The sequence below is a fragment of the Pseudomonas sp. NFACC45 genome (assembly GCF_900113505.1).
Taxonomy (GTDB): Bacteria; Pseudomonadota; Gammaproteobacteria; order Pseudomonadales; family Pseudomonadaceae; genus Aquipseudomonas; species Aquipseudomonas tehranensis.
This window is the reverse complement of record NZ_FOPO01000011.1, coordinates 16814-40951: the sequence shown is the minus strand read 5'-3', so window position 1 is coordinate 40951 and position 24138 is coordinate 16814. Positions and strand designations below refer to the sequence as shown.

The 24138-nt window shown below is 61.1% G+C and carries 21 protein-coding genes; 10 read left to right on the top strand and 11 right to left on the bottom strand.

What is annotated here, in order from left to right:
- Window positions 1–163: 163 nt before the first annotated feature.
- The 3 genes from BM132_RS20195 to aceK all read right to left on the bottom strand — a co-directional run bounded on the left by BM132_RS20195 (window position 164) and on the right by aceK (window position 7505).
- Window positions 164–1285, bottom strand: a complete 1122-nt coding sequence (locus tag BM132_RS20195) for a beta-ketoacyl-ACP synthase III (RefSeq protein WP_092397399.1) — start codon at window positions 1283–1285, stop codon at window positions 164–166.
- A gap of 325 nt (window positions 1286–1610) precedes the next feature.
- The gene (gene hrpA / locus BM132_RS20190) at window positions 1611–5522 is read right to left on the bottom strand and encodes an ATP-dependent RNA helicase HrpA (protein ID WP_092458552.1); all 3912 of its coding nucleotides are present in this window, start codon (window positions 5520–5522) and stop codon (window positions 1611–1613) included.
- Window positions 5523–5783: 261 nt separating this feature from the next.
- Window positions 5784–7505: a bifunctional isocitrate dehydrogenase kinase/phosphatase gene (gene aceK / locus BM132_RS20185; RefSeq protein ID WP_092397397.1), complete on the bottom strand. Its 1722-nt coding sequence runs from the start codon at window positions 7503–7505 to the stop codon at window positions 5784–5786.
- Between the two features lie 130 nt (window positions 7506–7635).
- Here aceK and BM132_RS20180 point away from each other — a divergent pair, with 130 nt between their 5' ends.
- Window positions 7636–8553, top strand: coding sequence for a DMT family transporter (locus tag BM132_RS20180; protein ID WP_092458227.1), 918 nt, complete (start codon window positions 7636–7638; stop codon window positions 8551–8553).
- Window positions 8554–8721: 168 nt separating this feature from the next.
- On the opposite strand, the gene cysK is transcribed toward BM132_RS20180, so the two are convergent.
- Window positions 8722–9696, bottom strand: a complete 975-nt coding sequence (cysK, locus tag BM132_RS20175; RefSeq protein ID WP_092397393.1) for a cysteine synthase A — start codon at window positions 9694–9696, stop codon at window positions 8722–8724.
- A 129-nt stretch (window positions 9697–9825) separates the two neighbouring features.
- Between cysK and BM132_RS20170 the strand changes: the two genes are divergently transcribed.
- From BM132_RS20170 to BM132_RS20160, 3 genes are all read left to right on the top strand, one after another.
- Window positions 9826–10902 carry a DUF748 domain-containing protein gene (locus tag BM132_RS20170; RefSeq protein WP_092458224.1) on the top strand — a complete coding sequence of 359 codons (1077 nt, stop codon included), beginning with the start codon at window positions 9826–9828 and terminating at the stop codon, window positions 10900–10902.
- A 330-nt stretch (window positions 10903–11232) separates the two neighbouring features.
- Window positions 11233–12078, top strand: a complete 846-nt coding sequence (locus tag BM132_RS20165; RefSeq protein WP_025212404.1) for an AAA family ATPase — start codon at window positions 11233–11235, stop codon at window positions 12076–12078.
- A gap of 36 nt (window positions 12079–12114) precedes the next feature.
- The gene (locus BM132_RS20160; protein ID WP_092458222.1) at window positions 12115–13293 is read left to right on the top strand and encodes a vWA domain-containing protein; all 1179 of its coding nucleotides are present in this window, start codon (window positions 12115–12117) and stop codon (window positions 13291–13293) included.
- A 167-nt stretch (window positions 13294–13460) separates the two neighbouring features.
- Here BM132_RS20160 and BM132_RS20155 read toward each other — a convergent pair whose 3' ends face one another.
- The 3 genes from BM132_RS20155 to BM132_RS20145 are packed head-to-tail and all read right to left on the bottom strand — an operon-like array spanning window position 13461 to window position 15324.
- Window positions 13461–14003, bottom strand: coding sequence for a DUF2937 family protein (locus BM132_RS20155; RefSeq protein ID WP_092397387.1), 543 nt, complete (start codon window positions 14001–14003; stop codon window positions 13461–13463).
- A gap of 13 nt (window positions 14004–14016) precedes the next feature.
- Window positions 14017–14793, bottom strand: a complete 777-nt coding sequence (locus BM132_RS20150; RefSeq protein ID WP_092458219.1) for a class II glutamine amidotransferase — start codon at window positions 14791–14793, stop codon at window positions 14017–14019.
- 33 nt (window positions 14794–14826) lie between these two features.
- Window positions 14827–15324, bottom strand: coding sequence for an MFS transporter (locus BM132_RS20145; RefSeq protein WP_092458216.1), 498 nt, complete (start codon window positions 15322–15324; stop codon window positions 14827–14829).
- Window positions 15325–15503: 179 nt separating this feature from the next.
- Here BM132_RS20145 and BM132_RS20140 point away from each other — a divergent pair, with 179 nt between their 5' ends.
- Both BM132_RS20140 and BM132_RS20135 read left to right on the top strand, forming a co-directional pair.
- Window positions 15504–17558: a S9 family peptidase gene (locus BM132_RS20140; RefSeq protein WP_092458213.1), complete on the top strand. Its 2055-nt coding sequence runs from the start codon at window positions 15504–15506 to the stop codon at window positions 17556–17558.
- 220 nt (window positions 17559–17778) lie between these two features.
- A complete protein-coding gene (locus BM132_RS20135) occupies window positions 17779–18252 on the top strand; it encodes a cyclic nucleotide-binding domain-containing protein (RefSeq protein WP_092458210.1) in 474 nt (157 codons plus the stop codon).
- A 136-nt stretch (window positions 18253–18388) separates the two neighbouring features.
- Here the strand turns inward: BM132_RS20135 and BM132_RS20130 are convergent, their stop codons facing one another.
- Window positions 18389–18673 carry a hypothetical protein gene (locus tag BM132_RS20130; RefSeq protein WP_092458208.1) on the bottom strand — a complete coding sequence of 95 codons (285 nt, stop codon included), beginning with the start codon at window positions 18671–18673 and terminating at the stop codon, window positions 18389–18391.
- 78 nt (window positions 18674–18751) lie between these two features.
- On the opposite strand from BM132_RS20130, the gene BM132_RS20125 reads away from it, so the two are divergent.
- The 4 genes from BM132_RS20125 to BM132_RS20110 all read left to right on the top strand — a co-directional run bounded on the left by BM132_RS20125 (window position 18752) and on the right by BM132_RS20110 (window position 21009).
- Window positions 18752–19438: a spermidine synthase gene (locus tag BM132_RS20125; RefSeq protein ID WP_092458205.1), complete on the top strand. Its 687-nt coding sequence runs from the start codon at window positions 18752–18754 to the stop codon at window positions 19436–19438.
- 48 nt (window positions 19439–19486) lie between these two features.
- Window positions 19487–19861, top strand: a complete 375-nt coding sequence (locus BM132_RS20120) for a YajD family HNH nuclease (protein WP_003184246.1) — start codon at window positions 19487–19489, stop codon at window positions 19859–19861.
- Window positions 19862–20083: 222 nt separating this feature from the next.
- On the top strand, window positions 20084–20554 hold the full coding sequence (locus tag BM132_RS20115) for an RNA methyltransferase (RefSeq protein ID WP_092397371.1): 471 nt from the start codon (window positions 20084–20086) through the stop codon (window positions 20552–20554).
- 77 nt (window positions 20555–20631) lie between these two features.
- Window positions 20632–21009: a YgaP family membrane protein gene (locus BM132_RS20110; protein WP_092458202.1), complete on the top strand. Its 378-nt coding sequence runs from the start codon at window positions 20632–20634 to the stop codon at window positions 21007–21009.
- 123 nt (window positions 21010–21132) lie between these two features.
- Here BM132_RS20110 and BM132_RS20105 read toward each other — a convergent pair whose 3' ends face one another.
- The 3 genes from BM132_RS20105 to BM132_RS20095 all read right to left on the bottom strand — a co-directional run bounded on the left by BM132_RS20105 (window position 21133) and on the right by BM132_RS20095 (window position 24025).
- Window positions 21133–22362, bottom strand: a complete 1230-nt coding sequence (locus tag BM132_RS20105; protein ID WP_092458199.1) for a hypothetical protein — start codon at window positions 22360–22362, stop codon at window positions 21133–21135.
- Window positions 22363–22393: 31 nt separating this feature from the next.
- Entirely contained in the window at window positions 22394–22843 is a 450-nt protein-coding gene (locus BM132_RS20100) for a YcgN family cysteine cluster protein (protein WP_092458196.1), read from the bottom strand.
- A 249-nt stretch (window positions 22844–23092) separates the two neighbouring features.
- Window positions 23093–24025 (bottom strand): D-2-hydroxyacid dehydrogenase, encoded by a 933-nt coding sequence (locus BM132_RS20095; RefSeq protein ID WP_092397363.1) that lies wholly within the window; start codon window positions 24023–24025, stop codon window positions 23093–23095.
- Window positions 24026–24138: the final 113 nt, after the last annotated feature.

Sequence of the window (24138 nt, the reverse complement as noted above, 5' to 3'; positions counted from 1 at the left end):
GTTTGATGATGCCTTTGTGGCGAGGGAGCTTGCTCCCGCTCGGTCGGGCCGGCGCTCCAGTGCGCAGCAACCGTAAAATCCTGGGGCCGCTTCGCAGCCCAGCGGGAGCAAGCTCCCTCGCCACAGCAAGCTCCCTCGCCGCAATAAACCCCATTGCCAACAATCAATGCTTGCGCAAAATCACGCTGCCAATCGAATACCCGGCACCGAACGAGCTGAGTACGGCCACTGAACCGCTGGGCAAATCATCCTGATAGGTGTGAAACGCAATCACCGAACCCGCCGAGCTGGTGTTGGCGTAGCGGTCGAGGATCACCGGGGCTTCCTCTTCGGTGGCTTCGCGACCCAGCAGCTTGCGCACGATCAGGTGGTTCATGCTCAGGTTGGCCTGGTGCAGCCAGAAACGCTTCACCTCACCGACACTCAGCTGATTTTCTTCCAGGTGGACGCCGATCAGCTCGGCCACCATCGGACAGACGTCGCGGAAGACTTTGCGACCTTCCTGGACGAACAACTTGTCACGGCTGCCGATACCCTCTTCCCCGGCGCGGTTGAGGAAGCCGAAGTTGTTGCGGATGTTGTTGGAGAATTTGGTGAGCAGCTTGGTGCTGACCACGTCGAACTGATACGGCGAGGTCGCCAGGTCCGCCCGTTCGATGATCACCGCGGTGGCCGCGTCGCCGAAGATGAAGTGGCTGTCGCGGTCGCGGAAATTCAGGTGGCCGGTGCACACCTCAGGGTTAACCATCAGGATTGCCCGGGCCTGGCCCAGTTGTACGCTGTTGGCCGCGGCCTGGATACCGAACGTCGCCGAGGAACAGGCCACGTTGATGTCGTAACCAAACCCTTCGATGCCCAGCGCTTCCTGGACTTCAATGGCGATGGCCGGGTACGGACGCTGCAGGTTGGAACAAGCGACGATCACGCCATCGATGTCGGCGGCGGTGCGCCCGGCGCGTTCCAGGGCCTGTTTCGCGGCACCGACGGCCATTTCGCACAGCACCGACCACTCCTCGTTGGAACGCTCGGGCAGGCGCGGGGTCATGCGTTGCGGGTCGAGAATGCCATCCTTGTCCATGACAAAACGGCTCTTGATGCCGGAGGCTTTTTCGATGAACGCCGCGCTGGATTCGGTCAACGCCTCGACTTCCCCCCGCTCGATGGCTTGGGCATTGTCGGCGTTGAATTGCGCGACGTAGGTATTGAAAGACTGCACCAGCTCTTCATTGGAGATGCTGTTGGCCGGGGTGTACAGGCCGGTGCCGCTGATGACGACGTTATGCATGGTCGTGTCTCTGATCTGTTCAGGCAGAAAGCGTTGGCACCGACGTACCAACACACAAAGGGTCTTTTCCCATCCAGGGGAAGCAGACCTGGCAGTGCTTTATTCCGATCCGCCCGTGGCCGTTGAGGCTCAAAAACCACGGGACCGGCATTTATAGGCGCGAAGTTTGCCATAAACGCTGGCGTTTGGTGCATTGTCCATTAAATACGACACAAAACCCTGTGGGAGCGAGCCTGCTCGCGATAGCGCTGTGTCAGTCAACATCAATGTCGGCTGATACACCGCTATCGCGAGCAGGCTCGCTCCCACAGGTCTTGCGCCGATCTCAGGGTTCCACTTGCGCCCACTGCTTACTCAAGCGCTTATCGGAAATCGGCACCTTGGTGCCCAGTTGCTGGGCGAACAGCGACACCCGGTACTCCTCCAGCCACCAGCGGTACAGCTCCAGTTGCGGATCGCGCTTGCCTTCCTGGGCGTGTTTGCTGGCGCGCGTCTGGTACTGGGCCCAGAGGTTCGACAACTCGCCGCTCCAGACCCGATCCTTCTGCACCTGGCTGCCGAGTTTTTCGAAGCGCTGCTCGATGGCCTTGAGGTAGCGCGGCAACTCCTTGAGCCACTGATGCGGGGTTTCACGCACAAAGCCTGGGTACACCAGATGGCTGAGCTGTTGCTTGATGTCGTTCAAGGCCACGGCCTGGGCCAGGTCGATCTTGCCCTTGAAGCGTTTTTGCAGGCCATGCCAGAGCTTGAGGATGTCCAGGGTCAGCTTCGCCAGGCGTTCGGCGTGGTCGGTCCAGCCGCCGCGTTTGCGCTCGGCCAGGGATGCCAGTGCGGCGCCATCACGGGGCAGGTTCGGCTCGCCTTCCAGCACGCAGCTGTCGAGACTGACCAGCAGGATGTCTTCCACCAGGCTGTCGATGCGCCCCAGTTCGCGGTACAGCAAGCCCAGCTCCGTCAACCCGGGCAGTTTGCCGCGCAGGAACTTGGCCGATTCAGCCAATTGCTGCATCAGCAAGCGCTGCAAGGCGCGACGGTGCTGGAACTCGGCTTCGGCCGGGGTCGGGAAACGGCCTTCCTTGACCACGCCGCCCTCCTCCACCAGCGCCGGGTACACCGTCATCGACAACCCGGCGATCTTCTGTTGGGTTTTCTCAGCCACCGGGGCGAAGATTTTCGCTTCCACCGGTGCCTGGCTTTTCGCCGTCTGCGGCACGGCCAAGGCGGCCTGGCTGGCTTCGGCAAAGCGCGCCGTCAGTTCAGCCAAGTCACGGCCTTCGCCAAGAAACTTGCCCTGGCCGTCGACAATTTCCAGATTCATGCGCAGATGGCTTTCCACCTGCTGCGCCGCTTCCACCCAGGCTTCGTCGCTGACCCGCGCGCCGGTCATGCGCAGCAGCTCGCGGCCCAGGGATTGCGGCAGCGAACCCTCAGCAAAGGTGATGCGTTGCAGCGCGGCCTTGACGAAGTCCGGCACGGGCACGAAGTTTTTGCGCAGGGCCTTGGGCAGGTTGCGCACCAGGGCGATGCATTTGGCTTCGATCATCCCGGGCACCAGCCATTCCAGACGCTCCGGCGGCAGCATGGGCAGCAGCGGTGCCGGCACGCGCAAGGTCACGCCGTCGCGAGGATGGTTGGGCTCGAAGTGGTAGCTCAGCGGCAAGGTCAGCTCACCGACGCGCAACGTGTCCGGGTAATACGCGGCAGTGACTTCACTGGCCTCGCGGGCCAGCACGTCTTCTTCGCGCATGATCAACAGTTGCGGGTCTTTCTGGCTGTTGATCCGGTACCAACTGTCGAAGGTCGCGGTCTGGTGGATCTCGGCGGGCAAGCGCGCATCGTAGAAGGCGAACAGGGTTTCCTCGTCCGCCAGGATGTCTCGACGGCGGGCCTTGGCTTCCAGTTCGTCGAGTTGCTCCAGCAGTTGGGTATTGGCACTCAGGCACTTGGCCCGGGACTGGATCTCGCCGCGCACCAGCGCCTCGCGGATGAACAGTTCCCGCGACACCACCGGGTCCACTGGCCCGTAATGCACCGGCCGGCGGCCCACCACGATCAGCCCGAACAGGGTGATCTGCTCATACGCCACCACTTGCCCGCGTTTCTTTTCCCAATGGGGTTCGAAGTGGTTTTTCTTGATCAGGTGCCCGGCCAGCGGCTCGATCCAGTCCGGTTCGATCTTGGCCACCATACGCGCGTAGAGCTTGGTGGTTTCCACCAGTTCGGCGGTCATCAGCCACTGCGGACGCTTCTTGCCCAGGCCTGACGAGGGGTGAACCCAGAACCGTCGTTGACGGGCACCGAGGTAGTCGCCGTCTTCGGTTTTCTGACCGATCTGGCTCAGCAGGCCGGAAAGCACCGCCTTGTGCAGTTTCGGGAAATCGGCCGGCTCTTTATTGAGGCTCAGTTGCATGTCACGGCAGATCAGGCTCAATTGGCGATGGGAATCGCGCCACTCGCGCAGGCGCAGGTAGTTGAGGAAATTCTTGCGGCACCAGTTGCGCAGCGGGCTGGCGGTCAGGGCCTGGCGCTGTTCTTCGAAACCGCGCCACAGATTGACCAGCCCGGCGAAGTCCGAGTCGGGGTCTTTCCACTGGGCGTGGGCCTGGTCAGCCGCCTGCTGACGCTCGGGTGGACGCTCGCGCGGGTCCTGGATCGACATGGCGCTGGCGACGATCAGCACTTCCTGCAAGCTGCCCAGCTTCGCCGCTTCCAGCAGCATGCGGCCCATGCGCGGGTCCACCGGCAAGCGCGCCAACTGGCGGCCCAGCGGGGTCAGTTGGCTGTTGCGGTCCACCGCCGACAGCTCTTGCAACAGGTTGAAGCCGTCGCTGATGGCCTTGCCGTCCGGCGGTTCGATGAACGGAAAATCGGTGATCTCCCCCAGACGCAGGTGCAGCATCTGCAGGATGACCGCCGCCAGGTTGGTGCGCAGAATCTCCGGGTCGGTGAATTCCGGCCGGCCGAGAAAATCCTCTTCGCTGTACAGCCGCACGCAAATCCCTGGTTCAACCCGCCCGCAGCGGCCCTTGCGCTGGTTGGCGCTGGCTTGGGAAATGGCTTCGATGGGCAGGCGCTGGACCTTGGCACGATAGCTGTAGCGACTGATGCGCGCTGTGCCGCTGTCGATCACGTAGCGGATGCCCGGCACGGTGAGCGACGTTTCAGCAACGTTGGTCGCCAGCACCACGCGCCGGCCTGGGTGGGTCTGGAAGATCCGCTGCTGTTCGGCTGGCGACAGCCGCGCATACAACGGCAGGATTTCGGTGTGCTTGAGCTGGGCCTTGCGCAGCATTTCGGCTGCGTCGCGAATTTCCCGCTCGCCCGGCAGGAACACCAGCACGTCACCGGGGCTGCGGCGTTCGCTGCGCTCAAAGGCGGCGATTTCATCCAGCGTGGCGAGGATCGCCTGGTCGACGGTCAAGTCGTCCTCGACCCGGTTGCCCTCCTCATCCTGCTCCAGGGTCAGCGGGCGATACCAGGTGTCCACCGGGAAGGTGCGGCCCGAGACTTCCACGATCGGCGCGTCATCGAAGTGCTTGGAAAAACGCTCCAGGTCGATGGTCGCCGAGGTGATGATGACCTTGAGGTCCGGGCGGCGCGGTAGCAGGGTCTTGAGGTAGCCGAGCAAGAAATCGATGTTCAGGCTGCGCTCGTGAGCTTCGTCGACGATGATCGTGTCGTAGCGTTCGAGGTAACGGTCATTCTGGGTTTCGGCCAGCAGAATGCCGTCGGTCATCAGTTTGATCAGGGTGTTGGCGTCGCTCTGGTCTTCGAAGCGCACCTGATAACCCACCAGTGCGCCCAGCGGCGTGGCCAGCTCCTCGGCGACCCGGCTTGCGACGCTGCGCGCGGCGATCCGACGCGGCTGGGTATGGCCGATCAAACCGTGCTGGCCGCGACCGATTTCCAGGCAGATTTTCGGCAGTTGCGTGGTTTTGCCCGAACCGGTTTCGCCGGCGATGATCAGCACCTGGTGCTTGAGCAGCGCCTCCTTGATTTCGTCGCGCTTGGCGGCGATCGGCAAGCTGTCGTCGTAACGAATGACCGGCAGGCTGGCCTTGCGCGCCAACACCTGATCGCACGACGCCTGCATGCGCGTCACCCACTGGGCCAGCTTGGCCTCGTCGGGTTTCTTGCGCAGCTCGAGCAACTGACGCCGCAACCGATGGCGGTCAGCGAGCATGGCGTGGTCGAGGTTTTTCAGCAGCTTGTCGATAGCGGGAGCTTGGTCAGTCATCAGGTACGCAAGGGTCGTCGGTTTGTGCAGGGGGCCGATTGTCGCAGATTTGCGCAGGTTGCGCCGACCCATGGCAGCCTGCCCGCTGTTCCCCTGTGGGAGCGAGCCTGCTCGCGATGGCGGTGTGTCAGTCGACATCAATGCTGGCTGATCCACCGCTATCGCGAGCAGGCTCGCTCCCACAGGAGATTTGCGTCGAGAATGCTTTTGTGGCGAGGGAGCTTGCTCCCTCGCCACAGAGGCTTCACTCACCCACGCAGGCTATTCGCTGTCCAAATCTTTACGCCGATACGGGAACACGTCGATCACCTTGCCCGCCCGAATCGCCTCTTGCAGGCTTTTCCAGTAATCGGCGTTGTACAACTCACCGTGCAGTTGATCGAACAGCTTGCGCTGCCCCGCATCGGCGAACAGGAACGGTGGGAACTCTTCGGGAAAAACGTCCAGCGGCCCGATGGAATACCACGGTTCGGAGGCCATTTCGTCTTCCGGGGTCCGCGGCTGGGGGATGTGCCGGAAGTTGGCTTCGGTGAGAAAGCAGATTTCGTCATAGTCGTAGAACACCACGCGACCGTGGCGGGTCACGCCGAAGTTCTTGAGCAGCATGTCGCCGGGGAAGATGTTGGCCGCCGCCAGTTGCTTGATCGCCAGGCCATAGTCTTCCAGCGCCTCGCGCACCTGGTCCTGGTTGGCGTTTTCCAGGTAGAGGTTCAGCGGGGTCATGCGCCGTTCGGTCCAACAGTGACGAATCAATACCGTGTCGCCTTCCACCGACACCGTGGACGGTGCTACGTCCAGCAGTTCCTCCAGGCACGCCGGTTCGAACTTGCTCAGGGGAAAGCGGAAATCGGCGAACTCCTGGGTATCGGCCATACGCCCGACCCGGTCGACGCTTTTCACCAGCCGGTACTTTTCGATCACGGTCGCGCGGTCGACGTTTTTCGACGGTGAGAAACGATCCTTGATGATCTTGAAGACGGTGTTGAAGCCCGGCAGGGTGAATACGCTCATGACCATGCCGCGCACGCCAGGGGCCATGATGAACTGGTCGTCGGTGTTCGCCAGATGGTTGATCAGCGCCCGGTAGAACTCGGATTTGCCGTGTTTGTAGAAACCGATGGAGGTGTACAACTCGGCGATGTGCTTGCCCGGCAGGATGCGCTTGAGAAAGCCGATGAATTCCGCCGGCACCGGCACGTCCACCATGAAGTACGAGCGGGTGAACGAGAAAATGATCGACACCTGCGCCTCGTCGGTGATCAGCGCATCGATCTGGATGCCCCGGCCTTCGCGGTGCAGCAGCGGGATCACCAACGGCCATTGGTCATCCTGCGTATAGATCCTGCCCACCAGGTAGGCACCCTTGTTGCGATAGAGCACCGACGAAAACAATTCCACCGTCAGTTGCGGGTCCTTGCAGACCCAGTCGGGCAGGTTCTCCCGCAATTGGGCTTCAAGGCGCTGCAAATCGCCCGGCAAATCGGCGTAATCCTCGCTGAAACGGTAATCGGCGAAGATCGCCGCCAGCATCCGGTCCAACTGGCCCTCGGGTTTGTAGGTACGGGTCTGGGCGGCTCGGGCGCGGCGCAGGCTGGGCCGGGTGGTATGGATGAACATGGTGCCGTCGCTGATCAGGTCATGGCTGAACAGCCCGCAGAAGATCGAGTTGTACCAGGTCTCGGACAGCTCATCGTCGAAACGCAGGTCGATCAGGCTGATGTAGGCGCTTTTGACCAGCGGCCAGCAACTGACGTCCATCAGCGCCTCGGCTTCGAAAGCCTTGCGCAAGCGGGCGACGGTTTCGAAGACTTTTTCTTCATACAAGTTGATCCGCGCCGCAGAGGCCTCTTGCGCCTCCTGCCAACGGGCCTGCTCGAACCGGGCGCGGGCGCCATCGGTGATCTGCCGGAAATGCTCACGGTAATCGTCAAAGCCTTCGAGGATCGAACGGGCGATATCGGCGGCGGGCCATGGCTGCGGCATAGGGTAAACCTCGGCGGGTCATGCTTGTTATTGGCGACTGAGCTTAGAGGCCAATCGCGCGGCAACGCAACCATTGCCATCGGTCTTTGGCGGGGCGACACTTGCGACCCGATCAAGGAAGGAATGCGCTGTGAACCCCGTTGATATCCTGCGTTTGCTGTCATTGGCCGCTATCTGGGGCGCCAGTTTCCTGTTCATGCGCATTATCGCCCCTGTCATTGGCACAATCCCCACTGCCTTTTTTCGCGTCTCCATCGCTTTTGTCGGCTTGCTGGTGATCCTGGCATTGATGCGTATCGACTGGAATTTTCGCGGCAAGCTGAAAATCGTGATGGTGCTGGGCCTGATCAACTCGGGCATTCCGGCCACGTTTTATTCGCTGGCGGCCCAGGTGCTGCCGGCCGGTTACTCGGCAATCTTCAACGCCACCACACCATTGATGGGGGTGTTGATCGGCGCGCTGTTCTTCAGCGAAAAACTGACCATGACCAAGGTCAGCGGGGTGTTCCTGGGATTGTTCGGTGTCGGCATCCTGACCGGCGCGGGGCCGGTGGCCTTCGACCTGCAATTGCTGATGGGCGCCCTCGCCTGCCTGCTCGCTACCACCTGCTACGGTTTCGCTGGATTCCTCGCCCGCCGCTGGCTCGACCATCAAGGCGGACTGGACAGCCGTCTCGCGGCCCTGGGCAGCATGTTCGGCGCCACGGTGTTGCTGTTGCCGCTATTTGGCTACAGCGTCATCAGTCACCCTCCGCCCAGTTGGGGTGGCTGGAGCGTCTGGCTGTCGCTGCTGGGGTTGGGCCTGGTGTGTACGGCGCTGGCGTACATCCTGTATTTCCGGCTGCTCAGTTCTATTGGCCCGGTCAAATCCATGACCGTGACCTTCCTGATCCCGCCGTTCGGCGTGCTCTGGGGAGCGTTGCTGCTGGATGAGCCGTTGGGGATGGCGCACCTGTACGGCGGCGTGCTGATTGCGGCGGCGTTGTGGCTGGTGTTGAAACCAGCGGCGAGCGCGACCAAGGAGCCGCTCCCAGGCCAGCGCAACTGAACATCCCCCACCCTTGTGGCGAGGGGATTTATCCCCGCTGGGTTGCGAAGCGACCCCATAACTGACACCTCGAGGTGACTGAGCTGTTCTGGGGACTGCTGCGCAGTCCAACGGGGATAAATCCCCTCGCCACAATAACGTTCGCTCACCAGTCGCTGGGGGGCACGATTACTGCTGAGTCTCCTGCTCGGTAAACAGATCACTGAACAACATGCTCGACAGGTAGCGCTCACCCGAATCCGGCAGGATCACCACGATGGTCTTGCCCTGCATTTCGGGCTTTTCCGCCAGGCGCACGGCTACAGCCATCGCCGCGCCACAGGAAATGCCGCAAAGGATGCCCTCCTCCTGCATCAGGCGCAGGGCCATGGCCTTGGACTCCTCATCAGTGACCCGCTCGACCTGATCGACGATCGACAGATCGAGGTTTTTCGGCACGAACCCGGCACCGATCCCCTGGATCTTGTGGGGGCTGGGCTTGATCTCGTCCCCCGCCATCGCCTGGGTGATCACCGGCGAAACCACAGGCTCCACCGCCACCGACAGAATCGGTTTGCCGCAGGTGTTCTTGATGTATCGCGAAACCCCGGTGATGGTCCCGCCGGTGCCGACGCCCGCCACCAGCACATCCACAGCGCCGTCGGTGTCGTTCCAGATTTCCGGCCCGGTGGTTTTTTCATGAATGGCCGGGTTGGCCGGGTTATCGAACTGCTGCGGCATGAAGTATTTGGCGGGGTCGCTGGCGAGGATTTCGGTCGCTTTCTCGATCGCCCCCTTCATGCCCTTGGCCGGATCGGTGAGCACCAGCTCCGCGCCCAGGGCCTTGAGTACCTTGCGCCGCTCGATGCTCATGGAGGCCGGCATGGTCAACATCAGCTTATAGCCGCGGGCGGCGGCCACGAACGCCAGGCCGATCCCGGTGTTGCCGGAAGTGGGCTCGACGATGGTCATGCCGGACTTGAGCTTGCCCGAGCTTTCGGCGTCCCAGATCATGCTCGCGCCGATCCGGCACTTGACCGAGTAACCTGGGTTGCGCCCTTCGATCTTGGCCAGGATGGTCACGCCACGCGGGGCAATGCGATTGATCTGCACCAGTGGCGTATTGCCGATGGAATGGGCGTTGTCAGCGAATATACGGCTCATGACTGGGTCCTTAATGCAGCGGGGATTTAGCGCTTAAAGGTATGCCTGTTGCCCATGGGCGTCCAGTTGCACCGAACGTTCCAGTTGTTACAACAGTCAATGTTTTAACAACGCCGGAGACTGACTGAAATGAAGCGTCGATACAGCTGGCCACTGTGGACTTTCGCCGCCATCGTTGCGGTGCTGGTGGCCCTGCATTTCACCTTGCCTTATCTAGTGCGCGACTACCTGAACGACAAACTGGCCGACATGGGTGACTACCGCGGCCAAGTGACCGATGTGGACCTGGCGCTCTGGCGCGGGGCCTACCGGATCAACGGCCTGGAGATCGTCAAGGTCGACGGCAAGGTCCCGGTGCCGTTCGTCGAAGCACCGTTGATCGACCTGTCGGTCAGTTGGCATTCGCTGTGGTACGACCATGCAGTAGTGGCGGAGGCGGAGTTTATCCGTCCCGAAGTGAATTTCGTCGACGGCGGAGCCGACCGGCAGAACTCCCAGACCGGTCGGGGCACCAACTGGCGCGAGCAACTGAGCAAGTTGCTGCCCATCACTTTCAACGAAGTGCGGATCCGGGAAGGCAAGGTGACGTTCCGCAACTTCAATTCCAAGCCTCCTGTAAACCTGCGGGCCACCGACGTCAATGCCAGCTTCTATAACCTGACCAACGTGGTCGACACCGAAGGCAAGCGCGACGCTCGCTTTGAGGGCAAGGCCCTGGTGGCCGAACATGCGCCGCTGGAGGTGCAGGCGACTTTCGACCCGTTGAGCGACTTCGAGGATTTCGACTTCCGCCTGCGCGCCACGGACATCGAGCTCAAGCGCCTTAACGATTTCGCCGCGGCCTACGGCAAATTCGATTTCAATGCCGGCCATGGCGACCTGGTGGTGGAAGCAGAGGCCGAGAACGCCCAACTCAGCGGCTACATCAAACCGCTGCTGCGCGACGTTGACGTGTTCGACTGGCAACAGGATGTGGAAAACGAGAAAAAGAACATCTTTCGTTCGGTCTGGGAGGCCTTGGTGGGCGCGGGCGAAACGGCCCTGAAAAACCAGCGCAAGAATCAGTTCGCTACCCGGGTTGAACTCAGCGGCAATGTCCATCAGCAGAACATCAGCGCCTTCGAAGCCTTCCTGCAGATCCTGCGCAACGGCTTCGTCCAGGCCTTCAATGCCCGGTATGAGCAGCCGCCGCCTTCAGCCGACTAAGCATGTGACCTGTGGCGAGGGAGCTTGCTCCCGCTCGAGTGCGCAGCGCTCGCAGGCTTTTGGGGCCGCTTCGCAGCCCAGCGGGAGCAAGCTCCCTCGTCACAAGAGCGGCTGACCGTTAGAAAAGCATGAACCCAGAAACGTATCGCCAAATTGGCGATACGTTTCTGGCAAGCCGCCGAGACTGAGTCAACATGTGACGCTCCATTCAGAGACTGAATACAGCGTCTGCGTTCACAGTCGGCGGGGCGTCGCGTTATAGTCGGGCACGACATTTATTTCGCACGCCCCGCCTCGTCCGGGCCGGCGACACCGTTCGAGGATTTGCAGATGAAGTTCGAAGGCACCCGCGCCTACGTGGCCACCGATGACCTGAAGCTGGCCGTCAACGCCGCCATCACCCTGGAACGTCCCTTGCTGGTCAAGGGCGAACCGGGCACCGGCAAGACCATGCTGGCCGAACAACTGGCTGAATCCTTCGGCGCGCGCCTGATCACCTGGCACATCAAGTCCACCACCAAGGCCCATCAAGGCCTCTACGAATACGATGCGGTCAGCCGTCTGCGGGACTCGCAGTTGGGCGTGGACAAGGTGCACGACGTGCGCAACTACCTGAAGAAGGGCAAGCTCTGGGAAGCCTTCGAGTCCGAGGAGCGGGTGATTCTGCTGATCGACGAAATCGACAAGGCCGACATCGAGTTCCCCAACGACTTGCTGCAAGAGCTCGACAAGATGGAGTTCTACGTCTACGAGACCGATGAAACCATCAAGGCCAAACAGCGGCCGATCATCATCATTACCTCCAACAACGAAAAGGAACTGCCGGACGCCTTCCTGCGCCGCTGCTTCTTCCACTACATCGCCTTCCCCGACCGGGTCACCCTGCAGAAAATCGTCGACGTGCATTACCCGGATATCAAGAAAGACCTGGTCAGCGAAGCGCTCGACGTGTTCTTCGACGTGCGCAAGGTGCCGGGCCTGAAGAAAAAACCTTCCACCTCCGAACTGGTGGACTGGCTCAAGCTGCTGATGGCCGACAACATCGGCGAAGCGGTGCTGCGCGAGCGTGATCCGACCAAGGCCATTCCGCCGCTGGCCGGGGCCCTGGTCAAGAACGAACAGGACGTGCAACTGCTCGAGCGCCTGGCGTTCATGAGCCGCCGTGGCACCCGCTGAACCCGCTTCGTTTCAACAAGAGCGAGGGCGATTGCCATGCTGCTTAACCTGTTCAATGAAATGCGCGCCGCCAAGGTGCCGGTGTCGGTGCGTGAACTGCTGGATTTGATCAACGCGCTGAAGCAGCGGGTGATCTTCGCCGACATGGACGAGTTCTATTACCTGTCCCGGGCAATCCTGGTGAAGGACGAACGGCATTTCGATAAATTCGACCGCGCCTTCGCCGCTTACTTCAACGGTCTGGAAAGACTCGATGATCACCTCCAGGCCCTGATTCCCGAAGACTGGCTGCGCAAGGAATTCGAGCGCTCGCTGACCGACGAAGAGCGGGCGCAGATCCAATCCCTGGGCGGCCTGGACAAGCTGATCGAAGAATTCAAGAAACGCCTGGAAGAACAGAAGGAACGCCATGCCGGCGGTAACAAGTGGATCGGCACCGGTGGCACCAGCCCGTTCGGTTCCGGCGGTTTCAATCCCGAAGGCATCCGTGTCGGCGACGCCGGCAAGCGTCAGGGCAAAGCTGTAAAAGTCTGGGACCAGCGCGAATACAAGAACCTGGACGACCAGGTGGAACTGGGCACCCGCAACATCAAGGTCGCCCTGCGCCGCCTGCGCAAGTTCGCCCGCCAGGGGGCCGCCGAAGAGCTGGACATCGATGGCACCATCGACCACACCGCCCGGGACGCCGGCCTTCTGAATATCCAGATGCGCCCGGAGCGACGCAACACCGTCAAGTTGCTGTTGCTGTTCGACATCGGCGGCTCGATGGATGCCCACGTAAAAATCTGCGAAGAACTGTTCTCGGCCTGCAAGACCGAGTTCAAGCACCTGGAGTATTTCTACTTCCACAACTTCGTTTATGAATCAGTGTGGAAAAACAACCTGCGCCGCACCTCGGAACGCACCTCGACCCAGGACTTGCTGCACAAGTATGGCGCCGATTACAAAGTGATCTTCATCGGCGACGCCGCCATGGCCCCGTATGAAATCACCCAGGCCGGCGGCAGCGTCGAGCACTGGAACGAAGAACCGGGCTACGTGTGGATGCAGCGCTTCATGGAGAAGTACAAGAAACTCATCTGGATCAATCCATACCCCAAGGACACCTGGGGCTACACCGCTTCAACCAACATCGTGCGCGAACTGGTGGAGGACCGGATGTTCCCGCTGACCTTGCGCGGGCTGGAAGAAGGGATGCGGTTGCTTTCCAAGTAAGATGCTTGGGATCTTCGTCACACAAGAGATCCCTGTAGGAGCTGGCGAAGCCTGCGATCTTTTGATCTTGATCTTTCGCTCAAGACTCAATTGTCAGTGCAAAGATCGCAGCCTCGTTGCACTCGGCAGCTCCTACAGGACTTCGCTAGATCCCATCGCTCAACAGGTTACAACCCGCGCAAATCCCGCTCTTCAATCGGTCGGCTCTGGCGCAGACGCCTGCCGCCCAGCACCACCCAGTCGATCAGGCGGAACAGGCACTCCAGGCCGAACGACAGCAACATGGCGCCACTGAGGCCCCAGATCATCGCCTCGGGAGTCAGGAGGATCTGGTAGCTGTAGCCGTTCCAGGTTTCCTTGCGAATCTCCGGGTCGGCGGCCAGTGCCACTTGCAGCAAACGGATGTACCACGGCCCCTGCATCGCCTGGAATTGCTTGTCCAACGCCTGCTGACGGACGAGCAAGGTGTTCAGGCTGTCAGCATCACTGCGAAAGATCGGGTCTTCGCTGGCACGGTAGTGAGCCACCAGCGCTTGCATGTCGCCCTTGAAAAACTGGTTGGCGGTGCCCTGAAAACCTCGCAGGCCGGTCTGCGCTTCGATCAGGTGCGCCTCGACCCGCTTGGCGTAATCGCTGATGAAACCCGGCACCTGCACCCCCACCAACAGGCCTACCGCGAACAACACCAGCCGTAGATAACTGAGCAACATAAGCGTGACGTCCTTATTCGGTCTGGCCGTGGCTGACGCATTCGCCGCGCCGCCACAGGCTCCATTGGCCCGGTTCGTAGCGGGTCCAGGTTTCGTTTTCAGTCAACGGTTCGGTGGCAATTACCGTGACCACGTCATTGGGCGTGGTTTCGGCGTGGAAATCCACGATCACGTCCACATCCTTGAGCCGCGCCGGGCCGAACGGCGCGCGACGGGTGATATGGACCAGTTTGGTCGAGCAAAAGCAGAACAGCCAGTCACCATCGCTGAGCATGCAATTGAACACGCCCTTGCTACGGTATTCGGTGCAGGCCTGAATCAACGACGGCAGCAATTGCTCCACCTCTACCGGTTCCGGGAACGACTGGCGCACGCGGTTGAGCAAATCGCAGAACGCCGCTTCGCTGTCGGTATCGCCCACCGGACGATAGAAGCTTGCGCCCGGCTGGAAATCGGCAAGCTGGCCATTGTGGGCGAAGCACCAGTTGCGGCCCCACAACTCACGCACGAACGGGTGGGTGTTGGACAGGCAGACCTTGCCGACATTGGCCTGGCGGATGTGTCCGATCACCACTTCGCTCTTGATGGGATAGCGCTGCACCAGGTTCGCCACTTCCGACTCGCTGCTGGCGGCAGGGTCCTGGAACAGGCGCAGGCCACGACCTTCATAGAAGGCAATGCCCCAGCCATCCCGATGCGGCCCGGTCTTGCCGCCACGCTGCATCAGCCCGGTGAAGCTGAACACGATATCGGTCGGCACGTTGGCGCTCATGCCCAGTAACTCACACATGCTCGGACCCTCGCTTCAATGGGACAAGCCTGTTTACAGCCGCGGCTCGATACGCGAACGCTGAGGATTGCTCGGCACCGGTGGGCGACCGTAACGGTCATCCCCCGCCACACCGAACGGTTGCTCATCCTGCAACTCATCGGCCGCAGCAGCGGCTTTGGCGGCAGCGGCTTTTTCCTTGCGAGCGCTGGCTGCACGCTCGAGGGGGAAGCGGATCAGCACGAGAATCAAATAGAGGCCAAAGGCGATCATGCCGTACATGAACAGATCGGACACCGCACGCCAGGCGTTGTTGCCGACTTTGAACAGCATGTCCAGGGCGACGATAGCCAGGGCCGGGGCAACCTGTTCCTTCACGGGGTCGACGATAGTGGGGCTGAACAGCAATACCGCCATCAGCAGACGCAGCGGTTCGCGCAACCCGCGCCACATCCAGCGGGTCATGCGCATCCATACCAGCAGGCAGCCCAGGGCGGCGAAGGCATAGAGGCCCCAGGCGATCAGATAGTCGTTCTCGGTCATGGTGTCCATGGCAAGGCAGGCAAAGAGGCGCTTATAGTAACGGCTTTTCGCTCGTCAGGCTGCCCCGGCGTCTGCCGAGTGGTCTGTGCCGCAGGATCTGTCGGTTAATTTCTGCCGCCGCAGGTGGCTGACCGAACTAACCACACCGGCCATCAGTCCCTATTTCGTACAACGCTCGAGAGCCTTTCATGCCCCTATCTGCCCACGTTTGCAACGCCCCGATTGCCCGCAGGGACGCCGGTGTTGACCCCTACGCCTGGCTGCAGGAACGCGACACCGACGCCGTGCTCGACTACCTCAAGGCTGAAAACAGCTATCAGGACGCGCAACTGGCTGACCAGGCCGAACTGCGCGAAACGCTGTTTCAGGAAATTAAAGGCCGGATCCTGGAGACCGATCTGTCCCTGCCCTCGCCCTGGGGTCCGTATCTGTATTACACCCGCACCACAGCCGGGGATGAATACCCGCGTCACTACCGCTGCCCGCGCCCGACGGACGACAGCCTGACCGTCGATGAAAGCCGCGAACAATTGCTGCTGGACCCCAACGTGCTGGCCGGCGGCGGTTTCTTTTCCCTGGGTGCCTTCAGCATCAGCCCCGACCACCAGCGCCTGGCCTACAGCCTGGACACCACCGGCGACGAGATTTACACCCTGTTCGTCAAAGAGCTGGCCAATGACAAGGTCAGCGAACTGTCCTTTGAGGATTGCGACGGCAGCATGACCTGGGCCAACGACAGCCTGACGCTGTTTTTTGGTGAACTGGATGACACCCATCGCCCGCACAAACTGTGGCGCTATCGCCTGGACGGAACGGCGGCCGAAGAAGTGTTCCATGAGCCGGACGGGCGTTTCTTCCTGCATTGCTACCGCTCAAGCTCCGAGCGGCAGTTGATCCTGTCTCTGGGTAGCAAAACCACCAGTGAAGTCTGGGTCCTGGACGCCGCACAGCCACATCAGCCTTTCACCTGCCTGGCGCCACGGGTGGAGAACCATGAATACGACGTCGACCATGGCTTGCGCGACGGTCAGTGGACCTGGCTGATCCGCAGCAACCGCGACGGGATCAACTTCGCGTTGTACCAGGCAGCCGACACGGGCCTAGCGCCGACCGAAGCCGACTGGCAGAACCTGATCCCCCACAGTGACACGGTGATGATCGACGGCTTGAGCCTGAACGCCAGCGCCATGACCCTGAGCCTGCGTGAAGGCGGCCTGCCGATCATCGAAGTTCACCCACAAGGTTTACCGGCGTATCGGGTGCAACTGCCGGACGCGGCCTACAGCCTGCATGTGCAGAACAGCCTGGAGTTCGTCAGCCCCCGCATTCGCCTGCGCTACGAGGCGCTGAACCGTCCGGCGCAGATTCGCCAGCTGGACCTGGCCAGCGGCGAACAGGTCGTACTCAAGCAAACTCCGGTGCTCGGTCCGTTCGATGCCGATGACTACGTCAGTCAACGGCTGTGGGCGACGGCGCCGGACGGTACGCAAGTGCCCATCAGTCTGGTGGTCAAACGCGAAGCCCTCGGTCAGCCGGTGCCGCTGTACCTGTATGGCTACGGCGCCTATGGCGAGAGCCTCGACCCGTGGTTTTCCCATTCACGGCTGAGCCTGCTCGATCGCGGTGTGGCGTTTGCCATTGCCCATGTGCGTGGCGGCGGTGAGCTGGGGGAAGCCTGGTATCGCGCCGGCAAGCAGGAGCACAAGCACAACACCTTCAGCGACTTCATTGCCTGCGCCGAGCACTTGATCGCCAACGGCTTCACCCGCGCGGATCAACTGGCAATCAGCGGCGGCAGTGCCGGAGGCTTGTTGATTGGCGCGGTACTCAATCAACGCCCGGATCTGTTCAAGGTGGCGATTGCCGAAGTGCCGTTCGTCGATGTACTCAACACCATGCTCGACCCGGACTTGCCGCTGACCGTCACCGAATACGACGAATGGGGTAATCCCGAGGAGCCCGCCGTCTATGATCGGATCAGGGCCTATGCGCCGTACGAGAACGTCCGCGCCCAGGCGTATCCGGCGCTGCTGGTGATCGCCGGTTACAACGACAGCCGCGTGCAGTATTGGGAAGCAGCCAAATGGGTGGCGAAATTGCGCGCCACCAAGACCGATGACAATCCCTTGCTGCTCAAGACCGAACTGGGCGCTGGCCACGGCGGAATGAGCGGGCGCTACCAGGGGTTACGTGACGTAGCCCTCGAATATGCATTTGTTTTGAAGGTTTTGGGGGTGGTCTGAGGAACTCTGTGGGACGGTCGGGTCTTAGCTCCATGCGCAGGGCCCAGACATGACGCTGTTCCATTGTGGGAGCGGGCTTGCTCGCGAAGGCGGGGTGCCAGTCAACATCAATGCTGACTGATCCGCCACCTTCGCGAGCAAGCCCGCTCCCACAGGGGTTCGCCTACACTCAAACAATCCAAAAAACCGTAGAAAACGACAAGAAAAAGACCGTGACAACATGTCAGAACCGACCTCACTGAACAACGAAATCCGCGACTGGCTGATGGACTGCGGCCTGTTCGACCAGTTGCAGCCTGTCGACTTCGCCGCGGCGTCGGGCTACTTCAGCATCAGCGCCATTGCCCAAGGGGAAGCGATTTTCCGCGAAGGCGATGCCGGCAGCTTCATGTGCATCATCCATTCAGGGCAAGTGGCCGTGCAGAAAACCGGCCCCGACGGCCAGCCCGTCACCATCGCCACGCTGCGCAGCGGCCGGGCATTCGGGGAAATGGCAGTGCTTGACGGTGAACGGCGCTCGGCCAGTTGCATCGCCGCCAGTGATTGCCAATTGCTGAACCTGGGCAAGGATTCCCTGGAAAAAATGCTCAACGATGCACCGAAGATCGCCGCCAAAATCATTCGAGCCCTCGCCGTCTCCCTGTCCAAGCGCCTGCGCATGGCCGATGGGCAGTTGCTGGCGCAACAGGTCTGACCTTAGTGCCACAGCACCTGTGGGAGCGAGCCTGCTCGCGATAGCGGTGTATCAATCAGCATTGATGTTGACTGAGACACCGCTATCGCGAGCAGGCTCGCTCCCACAGGGTTGCATCATTCAACCTTTCCAGGATCTACCCACCCGGCGACTTGGCCTTTGGCGGTTTCGGCTCCATGCCCGGTATCGGCTGGTCCTTGGGCGGCTTGGGCATTTCGATGGGCGGCAGCAACGGCGGTCCGCTTCCAGGGCCGGGCGTGGGCACGCCGCTGGGCGTGACCGGCGGGTATGGCATCGGTGTAGGCGTGCCGGGCGAACCGGGAATGCTCGGTGGGCTTACCGGAATCGTGGGCTGCTGGGCCTGCACCCAACTTATCGAGAGCGCTGCCAGGGCAATGGCCGTTAGAATGGTGCGCTTCATCAATGGCTCCGTGGCGATTGTCTGTCTTCAGGCTAGTCCTTACCGCGCTGCTTTGCCCCTCCTTTGCATGAGACATCCATGAAACGTTTCGTTCTGTTGGACACCGCCCCCATCCCTGACAACGGCGGCGCCCTGTGCCTGTTCGAGTACGGCGACGACTTCGTTATCAAGATCCAGGGCGGCGACGGTGGCCAGTTGATGAATACGCGCATGCACGGCTCCGAAGACGCCCTGGCAGAGATTCCATGTCGCAAGGTTGCCGGCCGTCCCGGCTCGCGTGTACTGATCGGTGGCCTCGGCATGGGTTTCACCCTGGCCTCGGCCCTCAAGCACCTGGGCAAAAGCGCCGAAGTGGTGGTAGCCGAACTGGTGCCCGGCGTGGTGGAGTGGAACCATGGCCCTTTGGGCGAAAAAGCCGGTCGCCCCCTGTCGGACCCGCGTACCGTGATCCGCATGGAAGATGTGGCCAAGGTACTGCAAGCCGAACCCCAGGGCTTTGATGCCATCATGCTGGACGTCGACAACGGCCCCGAAGGCCTGACGCAGAAAGCCAACAGCTGGCTGTATTCAGCCGGCGGCCTGGCCGCCTGCGCCAAGGCCCTGCGGCCCAAGGGCATACTGGCAGTATGGTCGGCCAGCGCCGACCGGCAGTTTTGCGACAAACTGAAAAAGGCCGGCTTCAAGGCCGAAGAGGTGCAAGTCTTCGCCCACGGCAACAAAGGCACCCGCCACACCATCTGGATTGCCGAGAAGCTCAAGGGCTGAGCTAAACTCTGTTCAACCGTCATCAGTCTTTTTTACAAAGGTGAACCCATGAGTTCGTCAACGCCACCGTCCAACACCGCCAAGCTGGATCGCATCCTCGCCGATGCCCAGCGTGACCGGGAAATGGGTTACCGCGACAAAGCCCTGAAAATGTACCCCCACGTCTGTGGCCGTTGCGCCCGTGAGTTTTCCGGCAAGCGCCTGAGTGAACTGACCGTTCACCACCGCGACCACAACCATGACAACAACCCGCAGGACGGTTCCAACTGGGAACTGCTGTGCTTGTACTGCCACGACAACGAACACTCGCGTTACACCGACCAGCAATATTTCGGCGACGGCTCCCTGAGCACCCCGAAAATCGCCAAGGCGACCCACAACCCGTTTGCCGCACTGGCGGGGTTGATGAAGAAAGACGAGTAACCGGTACAACAAAAGAAACCTGCAGTCTGCAAAACCGCTTTCGCGAGCAAGCCCGCTCCCACATGGGATCTTCAGCGGCCACAGATTCTGTGATCACTAGAGGTTCAATGTGGGAGCGGGCTTGCTCGCGAAAGCGGTCGACCATTCACCATCAATCTACAAACTGACCACCTTTCCCCATTCCCCGTATAATCGCGCCTTTTCCCCAAAGGCACCCCGCCCGTGGCCAACAAACGCTACAGCTGCATCGGTTTGTTCAACCCCAAATCTCCGGAAAACGTCGGTTCGGTCATGCGTGCCGCCGGCTGCTACGGCGTGGCGTCGGTGTTCTACACCGGCAAACGCTATGAGCGCGCCGCGGACTTCGTCACGGACACCAAAAAAGTCCACTACGACATCCCATTGATCGGCATCGACGACCTGAAAAAAATCCTGCCCTTGGGTTGTGTGCCGGTGGCCGTGGAACTGGTGGACGGCGCCCGCCCCTTGCCTGAGTACACTCATCCGGACCGGGCGCTGTATATCTTCGGCCCGGAAGATGGCTCGCTGGATAAAGACATCCGTGACTGGTGCGAAGACGTGGTGTACATCCCCACCAGCGGTTGCATGAACCTGGCGGCCACGGTCAACGTCGTGCTGTACGACCGCATGGCCAAAGGCAACAACACCCGTTCGGGGCCGCAATTCCGCTGATCGGTGCGCAATTGGATTGAACAAGGGAATCGCTCGGGCAGTCAGTTTTATACCAACCCCCACACCGGAGACAGATCATGAGCGATAACAACCCGTTCGAGCCGATTGAGACCACCCCTTTCCAATCTCATCCGCCGCACAACGTGCATGGCTGGGAACGCATTGGCTCACTGGCCGGAGGCGTACTGATGATGGGCAAGGGCCTGCGTCGTGGCGGCGTGATCGGTCTGGCTCAACTGGCCATTGGCGGCATGGCCCTGGCGCGCGGTATCACCGGGCACTGCTCGGCCAAGACGTTGCTGGAAAAGAATCGTCAGAACCTGCACCACGCCCGTGCCCGCATTGAGCAGGCCGGAGAAGAGTTGAGCCGCATGAAGGCCAGTGCCGAGGCCGCGACCAGCACGGCTACAGTGACGGGGAATGATTCGCTGGTTTCGCCCAAGGTTGGGCTCTGATTTTTGCGGTGGGGCTGATGGCCTCATCGCGAGCAGGCTCGCTCCCACATTGGATCTTCAGTGGACATATCATTTGTGTACGACTCGATCAGTGTGGGAGCGAGCCTGCTCGCGATAGCGGTATTACTGCAGTAACCGGTTATCCAGCACAGTAGAACTCTCCCCCAGAACGCTCTCGCTGAGCTGGACAAATTCCTCGGTATCAACCGTCTCCAGGCGCATTGCAGCGTGCAGCACATCATCGAGCGAGCGTTTGTTGCGGGTTTTCAAACGAATCTCGCGGTCCAGCTCCTGCAACAGCAACACCGCCTTGGCCTGCGTCGCGGTTCCGATCTGCTCACCGCGCAAGGTGGTGACGCCTTTGCTGTCACGGGCGAGGCGGTCATTGAGGGCCTGATAGCGCTCATCACTCATTCCGCCGGCCCGGCGCAGCAATTCGATGGCGTAGTACTCGGCCAGCCCTTCGCTGATCCAGTCACTGCGCTCACGATCGTTGACGCGCGCCAGCATCTGCACAAGCTCCCGCAACATAGGGCTATTGCCGCGCTCGCTGACCAGCGGCGGACGACTGTGCAGATAAATCGATTCATGCCCAGCCTGAGCACCACGCCACATCGGATCTGACGCGCCGATGATCAGCAGCTTGCTGGGATGACGCGGCACCAGCGCCTGCACCTGCGGCCAGACGAACGTCAGTAGCGTCAGCACATCCATCCGGCGCATGCCCTGGCCTTGGGGCGAGGCCACCGTCACCTCGGTCTCTCCCAGGCGTGTGCGACGGCTGCCGAGTTTGCCGGCGAGCATCCAGCCAGTGGGACGATCGAACAGCCGCGCGGGATTGTCGATGCGAAAGCGTTGTTTGCCGATGCGCGGCCAGGCCGTTTCGATGCTTTTCCAGCCGGCGGGCAGATCAAATTGCAAACGTGACACCAGCTCAGTGCCATCCTGCTGATCCAACTTGGCCGGCGGCACAAGATCGTCGCCGCGCAGCAGCCCCCATCCCGGGGTCATACGGGTTTCAAACGTACCGTTCTTGCGAGTATTACTGATGCGCACGCGATAGCTCAGGCTCGCCTTATCGGCACTGGGACGCCAAATGCCGCGTGTATCCTTGCCCGGGATGAGCTGCCATTGACCGTCGGCCTTGAAGTGGCTGTAGCGGCTGCCATCGCCGAGGTCGAAGTCCAGGCTGCGCACTGCCGAACCCCGCGCCAGGGTCAGGCGCACTTCCGCCTGATCGCTCTGCGGCAACAGATGCACGTGATAATCCAGATCGACTTTCTGCGCCGCCCACAGCGGCCCACACACCGCCCATAACCCGGCTGTGAGCATCCTTTTCAATCCTGCAGCCATGGGTTCTCCCTGATGGTGCGATGCCCGGCATTCAGCCGGCGCGAAAAATCAGATGATCTTCCCAATCATCCTCGGGCACGCTGCCTTCGGCGAGCATGCGCCCCGACTGGGAAATGCGTTCGTGGTGCACAGCATCGCGATCGCCGCAGACCAGGTGATGCCATAACGGCAGATCCTTGCCCTCGCTGACCAGGCGATAACCGCAGGTCGGCGGCAACCATTTGAACTCATCGGCCTTGCCCGGCGTGAGCTGGATGCAATCGGGAACAAAGTCACGCCGCCGGGCATAGTCGGTGCACTGGCAGGTTTTCAGGTCCAGCAGTTTGCAGGCGATGCGCGTGTAATAGACGCTGTTGTCGTCTTCGTCTTCGAGTTTTTGCAGACAGCACAGACCACAGCCGTCACACAGCGATTCCCATTCCTGCGAATCAAGCTGATCGAGGGTTTTACGTATCCAGAACGGTTCGACTTTGGCGGCCATGGCTCAAGCAATCAGCATCAGGTGGTGAAAAGGCCGTCAGTCTAGTGCCGGGGCTGCTTCAGGCCAAGCATGGGCGACTGTCGGTAGGGCGTTGCGTCATACACTTTGCCAAACCGGTAATGGTGATCACTGAAAATCCATTGTGGGAGCGGGCTTGCTCGCGAACGGGTCGTTACATCCAACAGTCATGTTGACTGACACTCCGCTTTCGCGAGCAAGCCCGCTCCCACAATCAGGTCAGGGGTTGCTTCAGTAGCCCCGATCGAAATCCACTTCCCCGCGCAAGGTTTCGCCGGCCTGGTAGGCCCGCAGGTTTTCCAGGAACAACTGCACCATCATCGCCGGCGACGTCGGTGCCGAGCTATGGCCGGTCAACAGCAGGCCCCAGGCCGTCCAGAAAGGATGCCGCTGTGGCAACGGCTCCTGGCGGCAAACGTCAATGACCGCGCCGGCCAGATGCCCTTCCTTCAAGGCTTGCACCAGATCCGCATCGACCACGGCCACGCCGCGCCCGACATTGATGAACAGGCCAGTGGGCTTGAACTGCTTGAACAGCGCCGCGTCGTAAATATCGTGGGTGTCCGGCGTGTTGGGCAGCAGGTTGATCACGTAATCCACCTCGCCCACCATGCGCGGCAGATCCTTCAACGCCCCGACCTCGATGAACGGCGCCAACTCCCGAGCTTCGCTGGCAATGCCATACAGCTGCACGCCAAATGGCACCAGAAACTGCGCCACGCGCTGGCCGATATCGCCAGTGCCGACGATCAATGCCTTGCGCCCGGCCAGACTCTGGCCCTGACGGTTGTCCCACTTGCGCTCGACCTGGCTGACCAGCCTCGCCAGCACCTCGCGCTCATGACCGAGCATATAGGTCAGGACGTACTCGGCCATCACCTGACCGAAAATGCCCACCGCACGGGTCAGGCGATAATCACGCGTCAAACCCTCGGCCAGCAGCGGCGTGATGCCCGCCCAGGTCGATTGCAGCCACTGGGGCTGATGGCCTTGACGCAACAGGGTGGCCAGCAGATCGGGCTGGCCCAGCCAGACCGGGCAGTCGTTGGCCAGTCGCGACAGTTCGGCGGAGTCGCCACTGGTCAGGACTTGGATATCGGGTGCAGCCTGTCGCAGAAGCTGGGCGTACACCGCGTGATCGTGTTCGGCAATCAGAACGCGCATGGATCAAACCTTTCAAAAACTATGCAGACGACCGCCGACAGAGTGTCGCTCCATCCTTGCGGCCATCGCCAATAAACCATTCCAGTGTTTTCAAGAGGCCCGGGAAAGGTGCC

Excerpts from the sequence above, each read along its gene's own strand:
- BM132_RS20195 (WP_092397399.1), bottom strand. The coding sequence starts at position 1,285 with ATGCATAACGTCGTCATCAGCGGCACCGGCCTGTACACCCCGGCCAAC.
- hrpA (WP_092458552.1), bottom strand. The coding sequence starts at position 5,522 with ATGACTGACCAAGCTCCCGCTATCGACAAGCTGCTGAAAAACCTCGAC.
- aceK (WP_092397397.1), bottom strand. The coding sequence starts at position 7,505 with ATGCCGCAGCCATGGCCCGCCGCCGATATCGCCCGTTCGATCCTCGAA.
- cysK (WP_092397393.1), bottom strand. The coding sequence starts at position 9,696 with ATGAGCCGTATATTCGCTGACAACGCCCATTCCATCGGCAATACGCCA.
- BM132_RS20170 (WP_092458224.1), top strand. The coding sequence starts at position 9,826 with ATGAAGCGTCGATACAGCTGGCCACTGTGGACTTTCGCCGCCATCGTT.
- BM132_RS20165 (WP_025212404.1), top strand. The coding sequence starts at position 11,233 with ATGAAGTTCGAAGGCACCCGCGCCTACGTGGCCACCGATGACCTGAAG.
- BM132_RS20160 (WP_092458222.1), top strand. The coding sequence starts at position 12,115 with ATGCTGCTTAACCTGTTCAATGAAATGCGCGCCGCCAAGGTGCCGGTG.
- BM132_RS20155 (WP_092397387.1), bottom strand. The coding sequence starts at position 14,003 with ATGTTGCTCAGTTATCTACGGCTGGTGTTGTTCGCGGTAGGCCTGTTG.
- BM132_RS20150 (WP_092458219.1), bottom strand. The coding sequence starts at position 14,793 with ATGTGTGAGTTACTGGGCATGAGCGCCAACGTGCCGACCGATATCGTG.
- BM132_RS20145 (WP_092458216.1), bottom strand. The coding sequence starts at position 15,324 with ATGGACACCATGACCGAGAACGACTATCTGATCGCCTGGGGCCTCTAT.
- BM132_RS20140 (WP_092458213.1), top strand. The coding sequence starts at position 15,504 with ATGCCCCTATCTGCCCACGTTTGCAACGCCCCGATTGCCCGCAGGGAC.
- BM132_RS20135 (WP_092458210.1), top strand. The coding sequence starts at position 17,779 with ATGTCAGAACCGACCTCACTGAACAACGAAATCCGCGACTGGCTGATG.
- BM132_RS20130 (WP_092458208.1), bottom strand. The coding sequence starts at position 18,673 with ATGAAGCGCACCATTCTAACGGCCATTGCCCTGGCAGCGCTCTCGATA.
- BM132_RS20125 (WP_092458205.1), top strand. The coding sequence starts at position 18,752 with ATGAAACGTTTCGTTCTGTTGGACACCGCCCCCATCCCTGACAACGGC.
- BM132_RS20120 (WP_003184246.1), top strand. The coding sequence starts at position 19,487 with ATGAGTTCGTCAACGCCACCGTCCAACACCGCCAAGCTGGATCGCATC.
- BM132_RS20110 (WP_092458202.1), top strand. The coding sequence starts at position 20,632 with ATGAGCGATAACAACCCGTTCGAGCCGATTGAGACCACCCCTTTCCAA.
- BM132_RS20105 (WP_092458199.1), bottom strand. The coding sequence starts at position 22,362 with ATGGCTGCAGGATTGAAAAGGATGCTCACAGCCGGGTTATGGGCGGTG.
- BM132_RS20100 (WP_092458196.1), bottom strand. The coding sequence starts at position 22,843 with ATGGCCGCCAAAGTCGAACCGTTCTGGATACGTAAAACCCTCGATCAG.
- BM132_RS20095 (WP_092397363.1), bottom strand. The coding sequence starts at position 24,025 with ATGCGCGTTCTGATTGCCGAACACGATCACGCGGTGTACGCCCAGCTT.